Source organism: Pantoea sp. X85, assembly GCF_029623675.1.
Taxonomy (GTDB): Bacteria; Pseudomonadota; Gammaproteobacteria; order Enterobacterales; family Enterobacteriaceae; genus Pantoea; species Pantoea leporis.
The window spans coordinates 198,195-212,630 of record NZ_CP121108.1; the positions used below are offsets into that span (position 1 = coordinate 198,195).

The 14,436-nt window shown below is 55.8% G+C and carries 13 protein-coding genes; 7 read left to right on the plus strand and 6 right to left on the minus strand.

The window, feature by feature from the left end:
* Positions 1-17 precede the first annotated feature (17 nt).
* Positions 18-488 carry a thioesterase family protein gene (locus P6287_RS00900; protein ID WP_101763750.1) on the minus strand — a complete coding sequence of 157 codons (471 nt, stop codon included), beginning with the start codon at positions 486-488 and terminating at the stop codon, positions 18-20.
* A 165-nt stretch (positions 489-653) separates the two neighbouring features.
* Between P6287_RS00900 and pldA the strand changes: the two genes are divergently transcribed.
* The 3 genes from pldA to rhtC are packed head-to-tail and all read left to right on the plus strand — an operon-like array spanning position 654 to position 4,018.
* Positions 654-1,532 carry a phospholipase A gene (pldA, locus tag P6287_RS00905; RefSeq protein WP_008105781.1) on the plus strand — a complete coding sequence of 293 codons (879 nt, stop codon included), beginning with the start codon at positions 654-656 and terminating at the stop codon, positions 1,530-1,532.
* 23 nt (positions 1,533-1,555) lie between these two features.
* Positions 1,556-3,382: an ATP-dependent DNA helicase RecQ gene (recQ, locus tag P6287_RS00910; RefSeq protein ID WP_101763748.1), complete on the plus strand. Its 1,827-nt coding sequence runs from the start codon at positions 1,556-1,558 to the stop codon at positions 3,380-3,382.
* 12 nt (positions 3,383-3,394) lie between these two features.
* Entirely contained in the window at positions 3,395-4,018 is a 624-nt protein-coding gene (rhtC, locus tag P6287_RS00915) for a threonine export protein RhtC (protein WP_110867926.1), read from the plus strand.
* Between the two features lie 137 nt (positions 4,019-4,155).
* Here rhtC and rhtB read toward each other — a convergent pair whose 3' ends face one another.
* A complete protein-coding gene (rhtB, locus tag P6287_RS00920; RefSeq protein ID WP_101763746.1) occupies positions 4,156-4,779 on the minus strand; it encodes a homoserine/homoserine lactone efflux protein in 624 nt (207 codons plus the stop codon).
* Positions 4,780-4,883: 104 nt separating this feature from the next.
* Between rhtB and pldB the strand changes: the two genes are divergently transcribed.
* Entirely contained in the window at positions 4,884-5,876 is a 993-nt protein-coding gene (pldB, locus tag P6287_RS00925) for a lysophospholipase L2 (protein WP_277974369.1), read from the plus strand.
* 37 nt (positions 5,877-5,913) lie between these two features.
* On the plus strand, positions 5,914-6,714 hold the full coding sequence (yigL, locus tag P6287_RS00930; protein ID WP_192414424.1) for a sugar/pyridoxal phosphate phosphatase YigL: 801 nt from the start codon (positions 5,914-5,916) through the stop codon (positions 6,712-6,714).
* Positions 6,715-6,747: 33 nt separating this feature from the next.
* Here yigL and glpT read toward each other — a convergent pair whose 3' ends face one another.
* Entirely contained in the window at positions 6,748-8,088 is a 1,341-nt protein-coding gene (gene glpT, locus P6287_RS00935; protein ID WP_110867929.1) for a glycerol-3-phosphate transporter, read from the minus strand.
* A gap of 336 nt (positions 8,089-8,424) precedes the next feature.
* Between glpT and P6287_RS00940 the strand changes: the two genes are divergently transcribed.
* Positions 8,425-9,294, plus strand: a complete 870-nt coding sequence (locus P6287_RS00940) for a carboxylate/amino acid/amine transporter (protein ID WP_277974370.1) — start codon at positions 8,425-8,427, stop codon at positions 9,292-9,294.
* 133 nt (positions 9,295-9,427) lie between these two features.
* Here the strand turns inward: P6287_RS00940 and P6287_RS00945 are convergent, their stop codons facing one another.
* Both P6287_RS00945 and metR read right to left on the minus strand, forming a co-directional pair.
* Positions 9,428-9,907, minus strand: a complete 480-nt coding sequence (locus P6287_RS00945; protein ID WP_101763741.1) for a DUF1456 family protein — start codon at positions 9,905-9,907, stop codon at positions 9,428-9,430.
* Positions 9,908-10,000: 93 nt separating this feature from the next.
* Complete coding sequence (gene metR, locus P6287_RS00950) at positions 10,001-10,933, minus strand: HTH-type transcriptional regulator MetR (protein WP_110867932.1); 933 nt, start codon at positions 10,931-10,933, stop codon at positions 10,001-10,003.
* A 135-nt stretch (positions 10,934-11,068) separates the two neighbouring features.
* On the opposite strand from metR, the gene metE reads away from it, so the two are divergent.
* Positions 11,069-13,339 carry a 5-methyltetrahydropteroyltriglutamate--homocysteine S-methyltransferase gene (gene metE / locus P6287_RS00955; RefSeq protein WP_277974371.1) on the plus strand — a complete coding sequence of 757 codons (2,271 nt, stop codon included), beginning with the start codon at positions 11,069-11,071 and terminating at the stop codon, positions 13,337-13,339.
* Positions 13,340-13,380: 41 nt separating this feature from the next.
* Here the strand turns inward: metE and P6287_RS00960 are convergent, their stop codons facing one another.
* On the minus strand, positions 13,381-14,217 hold the full coding sequence (locus tag P6287_RS00960; RefSeq protein WP_137384919.1) for a dienelactone hydrolase family protein: 837 nt from the start codon (positions 14,215-14,217) through the stop codon (positions 13,381-13,383).
* Positions 14,218-14,436: the final 219 nt, after the last annotated feature.

A 14,436-nucleotide genomic window follows, 5' to 3' on the forward strand; every position in this document is an offset into this window, starting at 1 on the left:
CATTCCAAAAGTACTGATTAGCCAATCATGTAGGTGGCGGTAGCGGTGGCGATGTAATCGCCTTGCTGGTTATGTAACTCCACGCGCGCCACGGCAACTTTGTTGCCGCCGCGCAGCAGGCTACTGGTGGCGACAAAGCGCTCGCCGCGGCCAGGGCGCAGATAATCCACGCGCATATCGATGGTGCCCATGCGTGACAGGCGCTGACGCAGCTCTTCCTCGGTAATGCTCTCCTGACGCGTCAGCGCATAGCTGACACACACCAGCCCGGCGGCGACATCGAGCACTGAAGCGATCACGCCGCCGTGCAGAATCTGCTGCGCCGCGTTGCCGACCAGCATGGTTTTATTGGCGAAGCCGAGTTCGGCGTAATCCGCTTCCAGTCGATCCAGCTCTAATCCGAGCGCCTGATTGAAGGGCATGTGATAAACAAAGATTTCGCCAATCAGACGACGCGCTTCCTGCTGTGTCAGCAACGGGGATGACATAATGCCTGCCTTAAAATGTTAACGGGTTGTGTATATTATGCCGCGTTCGAGCCGCTTTCCAGTTTCGGAAATCGGCGCTGATCAACCGCAGGTTTTGCGTGTAGAATGGCCTGCTTTTTGAACCGTCACTTGACGATTACGACACGCAGTTCTCTGGAGAATTCTATGCGTAAGCATTACGCCTTGCTGGCCGCGGCGCTGATCCTTCCTGGCCTGGCGCAGGCTGAAGAAGCCACGATAAAAGAGGTTCATGATGCACCGGCAGTGAAGGGCAGCATTATCGCTAACCTGCTGGAGAAACACGATAACCCGTTCGTGCTTTATCCTTATGAAAACAACTATCTGCTCTACACCTACACCACTGACATGAACAAAGAGGCGATCTCTTCGTACAACTGGGCAGACAAAGCTAAAAATGATGAAGTAAAATTCCAGCTCAGCCTGGCGTTTCCGCTGTGGCGCGGCATTTTAGGCGATAACTCGGTGCTGGCGGCGTCTTATACTCAGCGCTCGTGGTGGCAGCTCTCGAACCGTGGTGCGTCATCACCGTTCCGTGAAACCGATTATGAGCCACAAATTTTCCTCGGCTGGGCCACCGATTACACTTTCGCAGGCTGGACCTTACGCGATGTGGAAACCGGCTTAGTGCATCAGTCGAACGGCCGCAGCGAGCCGACCTCACGCAGCTGGAACCGCGTTTACGCGCGCTTCATGGCGCAGAACGGCAATCTGCTCGCAGAGATCAAACCCTGGTATCGTCTGCCTGAAAGTGAAAGCAATGACGATAACCCGGACATTACCAAATACATGGGTTACTACCGCGCCAAGCTCGGCTACATGATGGGCGAGAACATTTTCAGCGTGGAAGGTAACTACAACTGGAACAGCGGCTTTGGCGGTGCAACCTTCGCCTGGAGCTACCCGATCTCTGAACACGTGCGCTTTTACACGCAGGTCTTCAGCGGTTATGGTGAATCATTGATCGACTATAACCATCGCCAGACGCGCTTCGGCGTGGGCGTGACGCTCAACGATCTGTTCTAACCCGCAACAAAGACAGGATTACCGTGGCAACATCGGCAGTGCTTAATCAGGAAATGCTGGCGCAGCAGGTATTACAAGATACCTTCGGCTATCAGCAGTTCCGCCCAGGTCAGCAAAACATCATCGAAACCGCCCTGTCAGGACGCGATTGTCTGGTGGTGATGCCGACTGGCGGCGGCAAATCGCTGTGCTATCAAATCCCGGCGCTGGTGCGCGAAGGGCTGACGCTGGTGGTTTCACCGCTGATTTCACTGATGAAAGATCAGGTCGATCAGCTGCTGGCCAACGGCGTGGCTGCAGCGTGCCTCAACTCGACGCAGACGCGTGAGCAGCAGCAGCAGGTGTTTGCGGATTGTCGTACCGGCAAGCTCAAGCTGCTGTATATCGCGCCTGAACGTCTGATGATGGACAATTTCCTCGACAGCCTGCACCAGTGGAATCCGGTGATGCTGGCGGTGGATGAAGCGCACTGTATTTCGCAGTGGGGCCACGATTTCCGTCCGGAATATGGCTCGATCGGCCAGCTGCGTCAGCACTTCCCTGATTTGCCGGTCATGGCATTGACCGCCACCGCCGATGAAACCACGCGTAACGATATCGTCCATCTGCTGCAGATGGACGATCCGCTGATTCAAATCAGCAGCTTTGACCGCCCCAATATTCGCTACACGCTGGTGGAGAAATTCAAACCCACTGAGCAACTTCTGCGTTATGTGCAGGATCAGCGCGGCAAAAGCGGCATCATTTACTGTAACAGCCGCGCCAAAGTGGAAGACACCGCCGCGCGCCTGCAGAGCCGTGGTTTGAGCGTTGGCGCGTATCACGCCGGCATTGATAGCGCGCAGCGTGCCAGCGTGCAGGAAGCTTTTCAGCGTGACGATCTGCAAATCGTGGTCGCCACCGTGGCGTTCGGGATGGGCATTAACAAACCCAACGTGCGCTTTGTGGTGCACTTCGATATTCCGCGCAACATCGAATCCTATTATCAGGAAACCGGCCGCGCCGGGCGCGATGGCCTGCCTGCCGAAGCGATGATGCTTTACGATCCGGCCGACATGGCGTGGCTGCGTAAATGTCTGGAAGAGAAAGTGCCCGGCCCGTTGCAGGATATAGAACGCCACAAACTCAATGCGATGGGCGCGTTTGCTGAAGCGCAAACCTGTCGTCGTCTGGTGTTGCTGAACTATTTCGGCGAAGGTCGCCAGCAGCAGTGCGATAACTGCGATATCTGCCTCGATCCGCCGCGTCGCTACGACGGTTTGCTGGAGGCGCAAAAGGCGCTGTCGAGCATCTATCGTACCGGCCAACGCTTTGGAATGGGCTATATTGTTGAAGTTTTGCGCGGCGCCAGCAATCAGCGCATTCGCGACAACGGCCACGACAAACTGCCGGTGTACGGCCTGGGCCGCGAGCACAGCCACGAACACTGGATCAGCGTGCTGCGTCAGCTGATTCACCTCGGGATGGTAACGCAAAACATCGCCATGCATTCGGCGCTGCAACTCACCGAAGCGGCGCGTCCGGTATTACGTGCGGAAGTGCCGCTGATGCTGGCGGTGCCGCGTATCGTGACGGTGAAAACGCGCGGCAGCAGTTCGCCGAAAGTGCACAGCGGCAATTATGATCGCCAGCTGTTTGCCAAGCTGCGTAAGCTGCGCAAAGCAATTGCCGATGAAGAGAATATTCCGCCGTACGTGGTGTTTAACGATGCCACGCTGATTGAAATGGCAGAACAAATGCCGATTAGCGCGTCAGAAATGCTCAGCGTGAACGGCGTCGGTCATCGCAAACTGGAGCGTTTTGGTAAGCCGTTCCTGGTGATGATCAAAGAACATGTTGATGAAGGTTAAAGGAAAAAATTCATGCTGATGTTATTCGCCACTGTCGCGCTGGTGCATCTGGTTGCGCTGATGAGTCCCGGCCCGGACTTCTTCTTTGTGTCGCAAACGGCGGCAAGCCGCTCGCGCAAAGAGGCGATGATGGGCGTTCTGGGCATTACGTTGGGCATTGTGATCTGGGCCGGTGTGGCGCTGATGGGCCTGCATCTGATCCTGGAAAAAATGGCCTGGCTGCATGAAATCATTATGGTCGGCGGCGGATTGTATCTGCTGTGGATGGGCTGGCAGCTGATGCGCTCAGCGCGTCAACGTCATAAGCAGCCACAATCGGAAGCGCCAGTGGTTGAGCTGCCGAAAAAGGGCATGAGCTTCCTGAAAGGTTTCCTGACTAACCTGTCGAACCCAAAAGCGATCATCTACTTCGGTAGCGTATTCTCATTGTTTGTTGGCAACGACGTTGGCGCGATGGAGCGCTGGGGGTTGTTCCTGCTGATTATCGGAGAGACGTTCGCGTGGTTTACGCTGGTGGCGGCGATTTTCGCTATGCCGTGGATGCGTGATAAGTATCAGCGAATGGCGAAGTGGGTGGATGGTATGGCGGGCGTGTTGTTCGCCGGTTTTGGCATTCACCTCATCATTTCACGTTAAGCCTGGTTTACTTGCCATTTCGGTACCGGGCAGTGCTCGCCCTCCTCACGTACGACGTGTACGCTCCGGGGGCTGCGCGCTGGCCGGCACCGAACTGGCTGCGCCACCAACGGCTTTGAAGTGGGTGCGATTTTCTTTTACGCCATTCTGCGTGCGCTGGCTAGCAGCGCGCCTACTGCCATAAACAATCCACCAAAGGTGCGGTTCAGCAGCTTCATCTGCTTCGGGCCTTTAATCCAGCCGGCGATACGCGTTGCCAGCGTGGCGTAACCAATCATTACGATGATATCGACCACAATGGTGGTCACGCCCAGCACCAGATATTGCATGAGCTGCGGCTGGTGCGGCTGAATAAACTGCGGGAACAGCGCAGCGAGAAACACGATGCTTTTCGGGTTGGTGAGGTTTACCAACACGGCACGCTTAAACAGGCGGCGACGCGGCATGGCTTTGGCAACGGCGTCGAGGTCGATGCCACCCGCCGAGCGCCACTGCTGAATGCCCAGCCATACCAGATAGGCTGCACCGGCCCACTTCAGGACTTCAAACGCCAGAATCGATTGGGAAAACAGCGCACCTAAACCGGCGCCGACCAGCACAATATGAATGGCCAGACCCAGCTGCAAGCCGGTAATCGATGCCGCTGCGCCGCGATAGCCGTGACTGATGCCGGTGCTCATGGTGTTGATCGCGCCGGAACCGGGTGAAAGGCTGAGGATGGTTGTGGTCAGCAGATAGGTTAACCACCATTCAATGGTCATGTGTGACATTCCCTGAAGTTAGCGAAGTGTGACACAATACGACAGAAAATCGCCGCACGCTACGCAGCACAGGCGCGCAAATCACGTTTTTTTCAGGGGGACGGATGCAGCAGCATAAACAGAGTTGGCTCGGACGTGAGCGAGGCTTTTCGGCCTTTGCCACCGGTCCGCTGCTCGACTTCTGGCGTCGCCGTGAAGAGCGTGAATTTACCGGCGTCGGCAACCTCAAGATTCGCTACGTCCGTTTCACCTCACCGCAACATCGTCGTGTCATTCTGGTCGTGCCTGGCCGCATTGAGAGCTACATCAAGTATCCCGAACTGGCTTACGACCTGTTCATGTGCGGCTACGATGTGGTGATTCTCGACCATCGCGGTCAGGGACGCTCTGAACGTCTGCTGGAAGATTCGCATCGCGGCCATGTGGTGGAATTTGGCGACTACGTTGACGATCTGGAAACGCTGTATCTGAAAGAGATCGTGAGTCCACATTATCAGCAGCGCTACGTGCTGGCCCACTCGATGGGCGGCGCGATTTTAGCGCTGTTTCTGGCGCGTCAGCCGCAGGCGTTTCATGCTGCGGTGTTCTCCGCGCCGATGTTTGGCATTGTGCTGCCGCTGCCCGACTGGATGGCGCACCGCATTCTGGACTGGACCGAGAAACTGCCGGCGCTGCGTGAAGGTTACGCGCTGGGCACCGGGCGCTGGCGCGCCAATCCGTTTGGCATCAACCGCCTGACGCATAGCCGCGAACGCTATCGCCGTAACCTGCGTTTTTACGCCGACGATCCGGCAATTCGCGTCGGTGGCCCCACTTATCACTGGGTGCGCGAAGGCGTGCAGGCCGGGCGGGACATCTTCAATCAGGTAGCGAACATCACCACGCCGACCTTGCTGCTGCAGGCCAGTGAAGATGATGTGGTGGATAACCGCTCACAAAATCTATTTTGTACGGCGATGGCCGCAGCAGGACATCCCTGCGCGGGCAACGCGCCGTATGTGATCAAAGGAGCGCGTCATGAGATCTTGTTTGAAACAGACGCGATGCGTGCCGAAGCGCTAAACGCGGTGGTCGATTTCTTTGAACGCCACGCTTAATCAATTTTACTTTCCGATATCAACACCCGAGGTTTACATGTATCACATCGTCGCATCCGACCTGGATGGCACGCTGCTCTCTCCGGACCACCGCCTGACGCCGTTCGCGCGCACCACGCTGCAGGAACTGGTGGCGCGTGACATCCACTTTGTTTTTGCTACCGGCCGTCACTATATCGACGTCGGACAGATGCGCGATAAGCTCGGCATTCCGGCTTACATGATCACGTCTAATGGCGCACGCGTGCATAACGCCGAGGGTGAGCTGGTGTTCAGCCACAACCTCGACGCCGACATCGCCAGCGATCTGTACGGCTTGCAATATCATGACGAGCACATCCTGACGCACGTCTATCGCGACGATGAGTGGTTCATGAGCCGCCATCGCCCGGATGAGCAGGATTATTTTCGCGAGTCAGTATTCAACTATCAGGTTTACCAGCCGGGCATGCTGCCGACCGACGGCATCAGCAAAGTGTTCTTCACCTGCGAAGATCCGGAGCGTTTGGTTCCCATGGAGCAGGCGATTGAAGCGCGCTGGGGCGATCGCGTGAATGTCAGCTTCTCGCTGCCAACGTGTCTGGAAGTGATGGCGGGCGGCGTTTCCAAAGGTCACGCGCTGGAAGCGGTAGCGAAACAGCTCGGCCACTCGCTGAAAGCGTGCATCGCCTTTGGCGATGGCATGAATGATGTGGAGATGCTCAGCATGTCGGGCAAAGGCTGCATCATGCGTAATGCGCAGCAGCGTCTGAAAGATACCTTGCCGACGCTGGAAGTGATTGGCAGCAACGCGGATGACGCCGTACCGCACACGCTGCGTAAGCTGTTCCTCGCCTGAAAAAATGGGCCGGTTATCACCGGCCCGTTCTGGTTATGCCAGCTGTTTCTTATGCTTGTGTTCACTGACCATGGTGAGCAGCAGCAGGATTACCGCCAGCACCGATCCGCCAATCATCACAATGAATCCGCCGTCCCAGCCGAAGTAATCTACGGTGTAGCCGACAATTGCACTGGCCGCTACCGATCCGCCGAGATAGCCAAACAGCCCGGTAAAGCCCGCTGCCGTTCCGGCTGCTTTTTTCGGTGCCAGCTCCAGCGCGTGCAAGCCAATCAACATCACCGGACCGTAAATCAGGAAGCCGATCACAATCATGCACAGCATGTCGATGCCTGGATTGCCTGGAGGATTCAGCCAGTACACCACGGTGGCGATGGTCACCAGCGTCATAAAGAACACGCCGGTTGCGCCACGGTTGCCGCGGAACACTTTGTCCGACATCCAGCCGCACAGCAGCGTGCCGGGAATACCGGCATATTCGTAAAAGAAGTAGGCCCACGAGGATTTATCCAGCGTGAAGTGCTTCACCTCTTTCAGGTAGGTCGGCGACCAGTCGAGAATGCCGTAACGCAGCAGGTACACAAACACGTTCGCCAGTGCGATGTACCACAGCAGCTTGTTGGGCAGAATGTACTGCATGAAAATCTGTTTCGCCGTCAGCTCCTGCTCGTGATCCTCGTTGTAATCCGGCGGATAATCATTTTTCCACGCTTCAATCGGCGGTAAACCGCAAGATTGTGGTGTGTCACGCATCAAGGCGAAGGCGATAATCGCGATGAGGATGGCGCCAAACGCCGGCATATACAGCGCGGCTTTCCAGTCGTTAAACCACGCCATGCCGAGCAGGAACAGCAGCGGAGGAATACCGCCGCCGACGTTATGCGCGCAGTTCCATACCGACACAATTCCGCCGCGCTCTTTCTGCGACCACCAGTGCACCATGGTGCGCCCGCACGGCGGCCAGCCCATGCCCTGGAACCAGCCGCACAGGAACAGCAGCACAAACATCACCATGATGCTGGAGGTGGCCCACGGCACGAACCCCATCACCAACATTACCGCTGCGGCAAGGATCAATCCGGCGGGCAAAAACACGCGCGGATTCGAGCGGTCTGAGACCGAGCCCATAATGAATTTCGAGAAGCCGTAAGCGATGGAAATGCCCGATAGCGCAAAGCCGAGATCGCCGCGCGAGAAGCCTTGTTCCACCAGATAAGGCATTGCCAGCGCAAAGTTTTTACGCACCAAATAGTAGGCGGCATAGCCAAAAAATATTCCCAGGAAAATCTGCCAGCGCAGACGACGATAAAGCGGATCAACACGATCATCGGCCACTTGTGGGCGATGCGGTGCAGGTTTGAAAATACTCAACATGAGTGTGGCCCTCCAGGGCGCGATATAGTTATGAGTTCCCAGCAGGTTGGGGCAAAAACAGGCAGTAAAAATGGCAAAGCGAAGTTTCCATTTCGCGCAAAGGATAGTGATGGTCACGCGCAGTTACTGTGACATGTGACACATATGTTACAGTTTTATGACAGTTGAGAGCGAAAAAAACCAGGAAATGTTGTATTTCGCGCATTTTTAGCCGGTCGTAAAAATGAGGTTCGAAAATTATTCGTCGTTATTTTATCCATTTGTAAACCAGATAGTTCAACCCGATTTCGACAGTTTGTTTACACTAACGCCACTGTTCATTTTGGGATCGTTACCGTGCCGTTACTGATCGTTACCACCATTCTGTGGGCCTTTTCCTTCAGTTTGATCGGGGAATACCTCGCAGGTCAGGTGGATTCCTGGTTCTCTGTTTTGATGCGTCTGGCGCTCGCCGCCATCGTTTTCCTGCCGTTCCTGCGCTGGCGCGGTTACCGTGCTTCCACCATCCTGCTGTATATGCTGGTGGGCATGCTGCAGCTTGGCATCATGTATTTATTAAGCTTTGAGGCTTATCTGTATCTTAGCGTGACCGAGTTCCTGCTGTTCACCGTGATGACGCCGCTGTATGTCACGCTGATCTACGATTTGCTCAGCCGACGTCCGCTGCGTATCGGCTATGCCTTCAGCGCGCTACTGGCGGTAATTGGTGCGGCGATTATTCGTTACGACAAAGTCAGCGACCATTTCTGGTTTGGCTTGCTGCTGGTACAGGCGGCAAACATCTGCTTCGCCATCGGCATGGTGGGCTACAAACGCCTGCAGGAAACTCGCCCGATGCCGCAGCACACCGCATTTTCGTGGTTCTATCTGGGCGCGGTGATGATCGCGGTGATCGCCTGGAGCTTGTGGGGCAATCCGAACAAACTGCCGACCACGTCGCTGCAGTGGGGCATTCTGGTGTGGCTGGGCGTGGCGGCTTCAGGTTTGGGTTACTTCATGTGGAACTACGGCGCTACGCAGGTGGATGCTGGCACGCTGGGTATTATGAACAACATGCATGTGCCAGCGGGCTTGCTGGTGAATCTGGCGATCTGGCAGGAGAAACCGCATTGGCCAAGTTTTCTCGCCGGTGCCGCCGTGATTTTCGCATCCCTTTATGTGCACAAACGCTGGGTGCTAGGCAAGACGGCCCAAAGCAACGCATAGGCTAAAAGGGAAGGGATAGCGCGGCAGAGGAGCAAAGCATCCGAGCCATGGATGGCGAGGCTGATCCACAAGGAAGTGGTTTCCCTTTGCGATCTGCCGCGCTATCCCTGACCCGGCTCGAACAAAGAAGCGATTAACCCTTCTTAGCCGGCCCCGGACGATGAATCATCGTCAACCCTTTCAGGAAATTACGCAGAATCTGATCGCCGCATTCGCGGAAATTTTTATGATCCGGGTTGCGGAAAATCGCGCCAACCTCAGCCTGTGAAATCTTGAAGTTCGCTTTCAGCAGCACATCCGGAATATCGGTGGTCTTCAGCTCAAAGGCGATACGCAATTTCTTCATGAAAATGTTGTTATTCATGCGGCGCTCAATCGAAGGCGCGGGCGCATCTTCACTCTTACCGCGACGGTAAAAAATCAGACCGTTAAGGAAATAGCCCATCAATACATCTGGCAGCTTGCGAAACGCGGCATCGTCATCTTTCTTCATCCACGCCTGCACGTCTTCCAGCGGCACTTCACTTCCCGCCAGGGCAAAAATCTCCACCACTTTGCTATCGCTCAAATCCAGCATATAGCGCACGCTGCGCAGAACATCGTTACTCATCATGGTGAAACTCTCTTGGTCGCGGGTTGAGGCGGCGCATTATAGAGCAGGCGGGGCAGGGATAATAGCGCGGGCGACCTTCGCCGCCCAACAACATCAGGATGAGGTGATTTGCAGTGAGCCGGGACGCGCGGCATCGCGCACGAAGGGCAGATGTTCACAGGCGTGCTGACGGGCAAACCGCACAAAGGCTTCCATTACCGGTTGACGCTGCTCGCCTTCGCGTACGGCGGCATACAAGCGGCTCCACAAACCATTGCCTAAGGTCTTGGTCACCACCAAACCCTGCTGCTCAAAATTCTCTACTACCCAATGTGGCAACGCGGCGATGCCCATGCGCGCCGACACCATCTGAATCAGCAGCAGCGTGTTATCGACGCTCTTCAAGGCTGGACTGACGCCCGCAGGCTGCAGGAAATGGCGCCACACATCCAAACGCTGACGCTGCACCGGATAAATCATCAGCACTTCATCGGCCATATCTTCCGGAGCAATGTGCTCAAGCTGCGCCAAAGGATGATCCGGTGCCATCACCAAACGCACTTCAAAATCGAACATCGGTGAATAAAACAATCCACTGCGCGGCAAAATATCGGAGGTCAACACCACATCCAGCTCGCCCTGTTGCAACGCGGGTTGCGGATCAAAGGTCACGCCGGATTTGAAATCCATCACCACCTGCGGCCAGCTCTGGCGGAAATTATTTAGCGCGGGCGTCAGCCACTGAATACAGCTGTGACACTCAATGGCGATACGCAACGTGGCCTGATGCGGCTCATGACACGCCTGCAAAGCCTGCTGAATCTGCGGTAAAACCTGCTCAGCCAACTGCAGCAAAATCTCTCCCTGCGGCGTAAAACGCAGCGGCTGGCTTTTACGCACAAACAGGCGAAAACCCAGCCGCTGCTCCAGATCGCTGAACTGGTGGGATAACGCCGATTGCGTCTGATGAAGCTGGGAGGCGGCGGCAGCTAACGAGCCGGTGTTCCGTAACGCCTGCAGCGTCCGCAGGTGTTTGAGTTCGATCATGAGAATCCTTCACATCGAGATTGAACAAATTGCGCTTGAGGAACATACAGTACCCGCAGATTATGGCGGTGTAAACATCTGGACGGCTAAACATCTCTGCCCCCTATTCAGTTAAGAATATCTGGAGAACAGAAAATGACCATTCTGAACCATACTCTCGGTTTCCCTCGCGTTGGATTGCGTCGTGAATTGAAAAAAGCACAGGAAAGCTATTGGGCAGGTAAAAGCTCACAGGAAGAGCTACTGGCGGTGGGGCGTGAACTGCGCGCCCGTCACTGGCAACAGCAGAAAGAGGCGGGCGTGGATCTGCTGCCAGTGGGCGATTTCGCCTGGTACGATCACGTACTTACCACCAGCCTGCTGTTGGGTAACGTGCCAGCTCGTCACCAAAATCAGGATGGCTCGGTCGATCTCGACACGCTGTTCCGCCTTGGCCGTGGCCGCGCACCAAGCGGTGAACCGGCGGCAGCGGCGGAAATGACCAAATGGTTCAACACCAACTATCACTACATGGTGCCGGAATTCACTCAAGGGCAGCAGTTCAAACTGACCTGGACTCAGTTGCTGGATGAGGTTGATGAAGCGCTGGCGCTCGGGCACAAGATTAAACCGGTGCTGCTGGGTCCGGTTACCTATTTGTGGCTGGGTAAAGTGAAAGGTACGCCGTTCGACCGCCTGTCACTGCTTAAAGACATTCTGCCGGTTTACCAACAGGTGCTGGCTGAACTGAAAAAACGCGGCATCGAATGGGTACAAATCGATGAGCCAGCACTGGCGCTGGAACTGCCGCAAGCGTGGCGCGATGCCTTCAAACCGGCTTACGACGCGCTGCAGGGCGAAAGCAAATTGCTGCTCACCACCTATTTCGACAGCATCGGTCAGAATCTCGACGTGATCAAAGCGCTGCCGGTGCAAGGTCTGCATGTTGACCTGGTCCACGGCAAAGACGACATCCAACAGGTGAACCAGCAGATTCCCGCGAATTGGCTGCTCTCCGTCGGCGTAATCAATGGCCGTAACGTCTGGCGTGCCGATCTCAGCAGCTGGTTTACGCGTCTGCAGCCGCTGGTGGGGCAGCGTCAACAATTGTGGATTGGATCATCCTGCTCGCTGCTGCACAGCCCAATCGACCTCAGCGTGGAAACGCGCCTCGATGAGGAAGTGAAAAGCTGGTTCGCCTTTGCTCTGCAGAAGTGCACTGAGCTTGCACTGCTGAGTCATGCACTGAACAACAACGATGCCGCTTCGCTGGTTGAGTGGAGCGCACCGATTCGTGCGCGTGCCAACTCCACGCGCGTTCACAACGCCGCAGTCGGCGAGCGTCTGGCGAAAATTCAGGCCAGAGACGTTGAACGTGCCAGCAGCTACTCCGAGCGTGCCAAAGCGCAGCGTCACCGCTTTAACCTGCCAGCGTGGCCGACCACCACCATAGGTTCATTCCCGCAAACCACCGAAATTCGCGGCCTGCGCCTCGACTTTAAAAAAGGCAACATTGATGGTGGAAACTATCGCACTGGCATCGCCGAACACATCAAACAGGCGATTGTGGAGCAGGAACGTTTGGGCCTCGACGTGCTGGTGCATGGCGAAGCAGAACGTAACGACATGGTGGAATACTTCGGCGAAAACCTCGACGGCTTCGTGTTCACCCAAAACGGCTGGGTACAGAGCTACGGCTCACGCTGCGTTAAACCACCGATCATCATCGGCGACGTAAGCCGTCCGCAAGCCATCACCGTTGAGTGGGCGAAGTACGCGCAGTCGCTGACCGACAAACCGGTGAAAGGCATGCTGACCGGTCCTGTGACGATTCTCTGCTGGTCGTTCCCGCGAGAAGATGTAAGCCGGGAAACCATCGCCAAACAGATTGCGCTGGCGCTGCGTGACGAAGTGGAAGATCTGGAAAAAGCCGGTATTGGCATTATTCAGATTGATGAACCGGCACTGCGCGAAGGCCTGCCGCTGCATCAGTCCGATTGGGCGGCGTACCTGACCTGGGCGGTGGATGCGTTCCGTCTCAATGCCGCCGTGGCGCAGAATGAAACCCAGATCCATACCCACATGTGTTACTGCGAGTTCAATGACATCATGGACTCGATTGCCGCGCTGGATGCGGACGTTATCACCATCGAAACCTCACGTTCCGATATGGATCTGCTGGATACCTTTAAGGAGTTCGACTATCCCAACGAAATCGGTCCGGGCGTGTATGACATTCACTCACCAAACGTGCCGAGCGTGGAGTGGATGGAAGAGTTGCTGCGTAAAGCGGCGCAGAGCATCCCGGCAGAGCGTCTGTGGGTTAACCCGGATTGTGGCCTAAAAACGCGTGGCTGGGCGGAAACCCGTCAGGCGCTGGCGAACATGGTAAAAGCGGCGCAAAACCTGCGGGGTGAAACGGCTTAGTCGCTGTAAATGAGATTGGGGCGCAAATGCGCCCCTTATTATTACGCGTTTGGCGCCACGCCATACTGCGCGAACCACGCCAGCATGCGTTGCCAGCCATCTTTGGCGGAATCGGCGTGATAACTGGCACGATAATCCGCATTGAAAGCATGTCCGGCATCCGGATACACCACAATCTCCGCTTTAGCATTGGCGGCGTGCAGCGCCTGACGCATCTTATCAATGCTCTCCAGCGGGATGCTCTCATCCTGACCACCGTAAAGGCCCAGCACCGGTGCGTTGAGATCCACCGCGATATCGATCGGATGCTTCTGCTGCTTCAGCGTCTTCTCACCGTCTAAGCGTCCATACCACGCCACCGCTGCACGCACCTGCGGATTGTGCGCGGCAAACAGCCAGCTAATACGTCCGCCCCAGCAGAAACCGGTAATCGCCAGGCGACGGATATCACCATCGTGGCGCGTGGCCCAGTTGGCCACATGATCGAGATCGGACAACACTTGCGAATCCGGAACTTTACTCACCAGCTCTTTAAACAGCGTGGGAATGTCGTGGTAATCGTTGGGATCGCCCTCGCGGAAATAGAGTTCCGGAGCGATGGCCAGATAACCTTCCAGCGCCAGACGGCGGCAGACATCGCGGATATGCTCGTGCACGCCGAAAATCTCCTGCACCACCAACACAACCGGCAAGGTGCCTTGATACTCTTTTGGTCGGGCGTAATAGGCAGGCAGGTTTTCGCCCTGGCTCGCAACTGAGGTCTCGCCAGCATGAATCGCGTCGCTGCCGGTAATAATGGTGCTGCTTGCGGTGGGCTGAACGGCCGGTGCAAAGCCGCCGGGTGCCGTTTTTTGTGCCATATTGTCTTCGGTTTTCATTGTTCTCTCCGTGCTAGCAAATGCGCAATCACGTAACTATAGCCTGGCGAAGTGAAGCAAGGCTGGCGTAGGGTACAGAGGGATTTTTTCACGTGTGCTGCTTCTCTATTAACATTGCCACCAACACTTACACAGCACCGCTTGTAGCAATTCAGAATTGCACAGCGTGAATGTGTGATTTATGTCACATAATGTTTTTCTGATAATGTAAGTTTCATT

Coding starts and splice junctions, on each gene's coding strand:
- P6287_RS00900 (WP_101763750.1), bottom strand. CDS start 488: ATGTCATCCCCGTTGCTGACACAGCAGGAAGCGCGTCGTCTGATTGGC.
- pldA (WP_008105781.1), top strand. CDS start 654: ATGCGTAAGCATTACGCCTTGCTGGCCGCGGCGCTGATCCTTCCTGGC.
- rhtC (WP_110867926.1), top strand. CDS start 3,395: ATGCTGATGTTATTCGCCACTGTCGCGCTGGTGCATCTGGTTGCGCTG.
- rhtB (WP_101763746.1), bottom strand. CDS start 4,779: ATGACCATTGAATGGTGGTTAACCTATCTGCTGACCACAACCATCCTC.
- pldB (WP_277974369.1), top strand. CDS start 4,884: ATGCAGCAGCATAAACAGAGTTGGCTCGGACGTGAGCGAGGCTTTTCG.
- yigL (WP_192414424.1), top strand. CDS start 5,914: ATGTATCACATCGTCGCATCCGACCTGGATGGCACGCTGCTCTCTCCG.
- glpT (WP_110867929.1), bottom strand. CDS start 8,088: ATGTTGAGTATTTTCAAACCTGCACCGCATCGCCCACAAGTGGCCGAT.
- P6287_RS00945 (WP_101763741.1), bottom strand. CDS start 9,907: ATGATGAGTAACGATGTTCTGCGCAGCGTGCGCTATATGCTGGATTTG.
- metR (WP_110867932.1), bottom strand. CDS start 10,933: ATGATCGAACTCAAACACCTGCGGACGCTGCAGGCGTTACGGAACACC.
- metE (WP_277974371.1), top strand. CDS start 11,069: ATGACCATTCTGAACCATACTCTCGGTTTCCCTCGCGTTGGATTGCGT.
- P6287_RS00960 (WP_137384919.1), bottom strand. CDS start 14,217: ATGAAAACCGAAGACAATATGGCACAAAAAACGGCACCCGGCGGCTTT.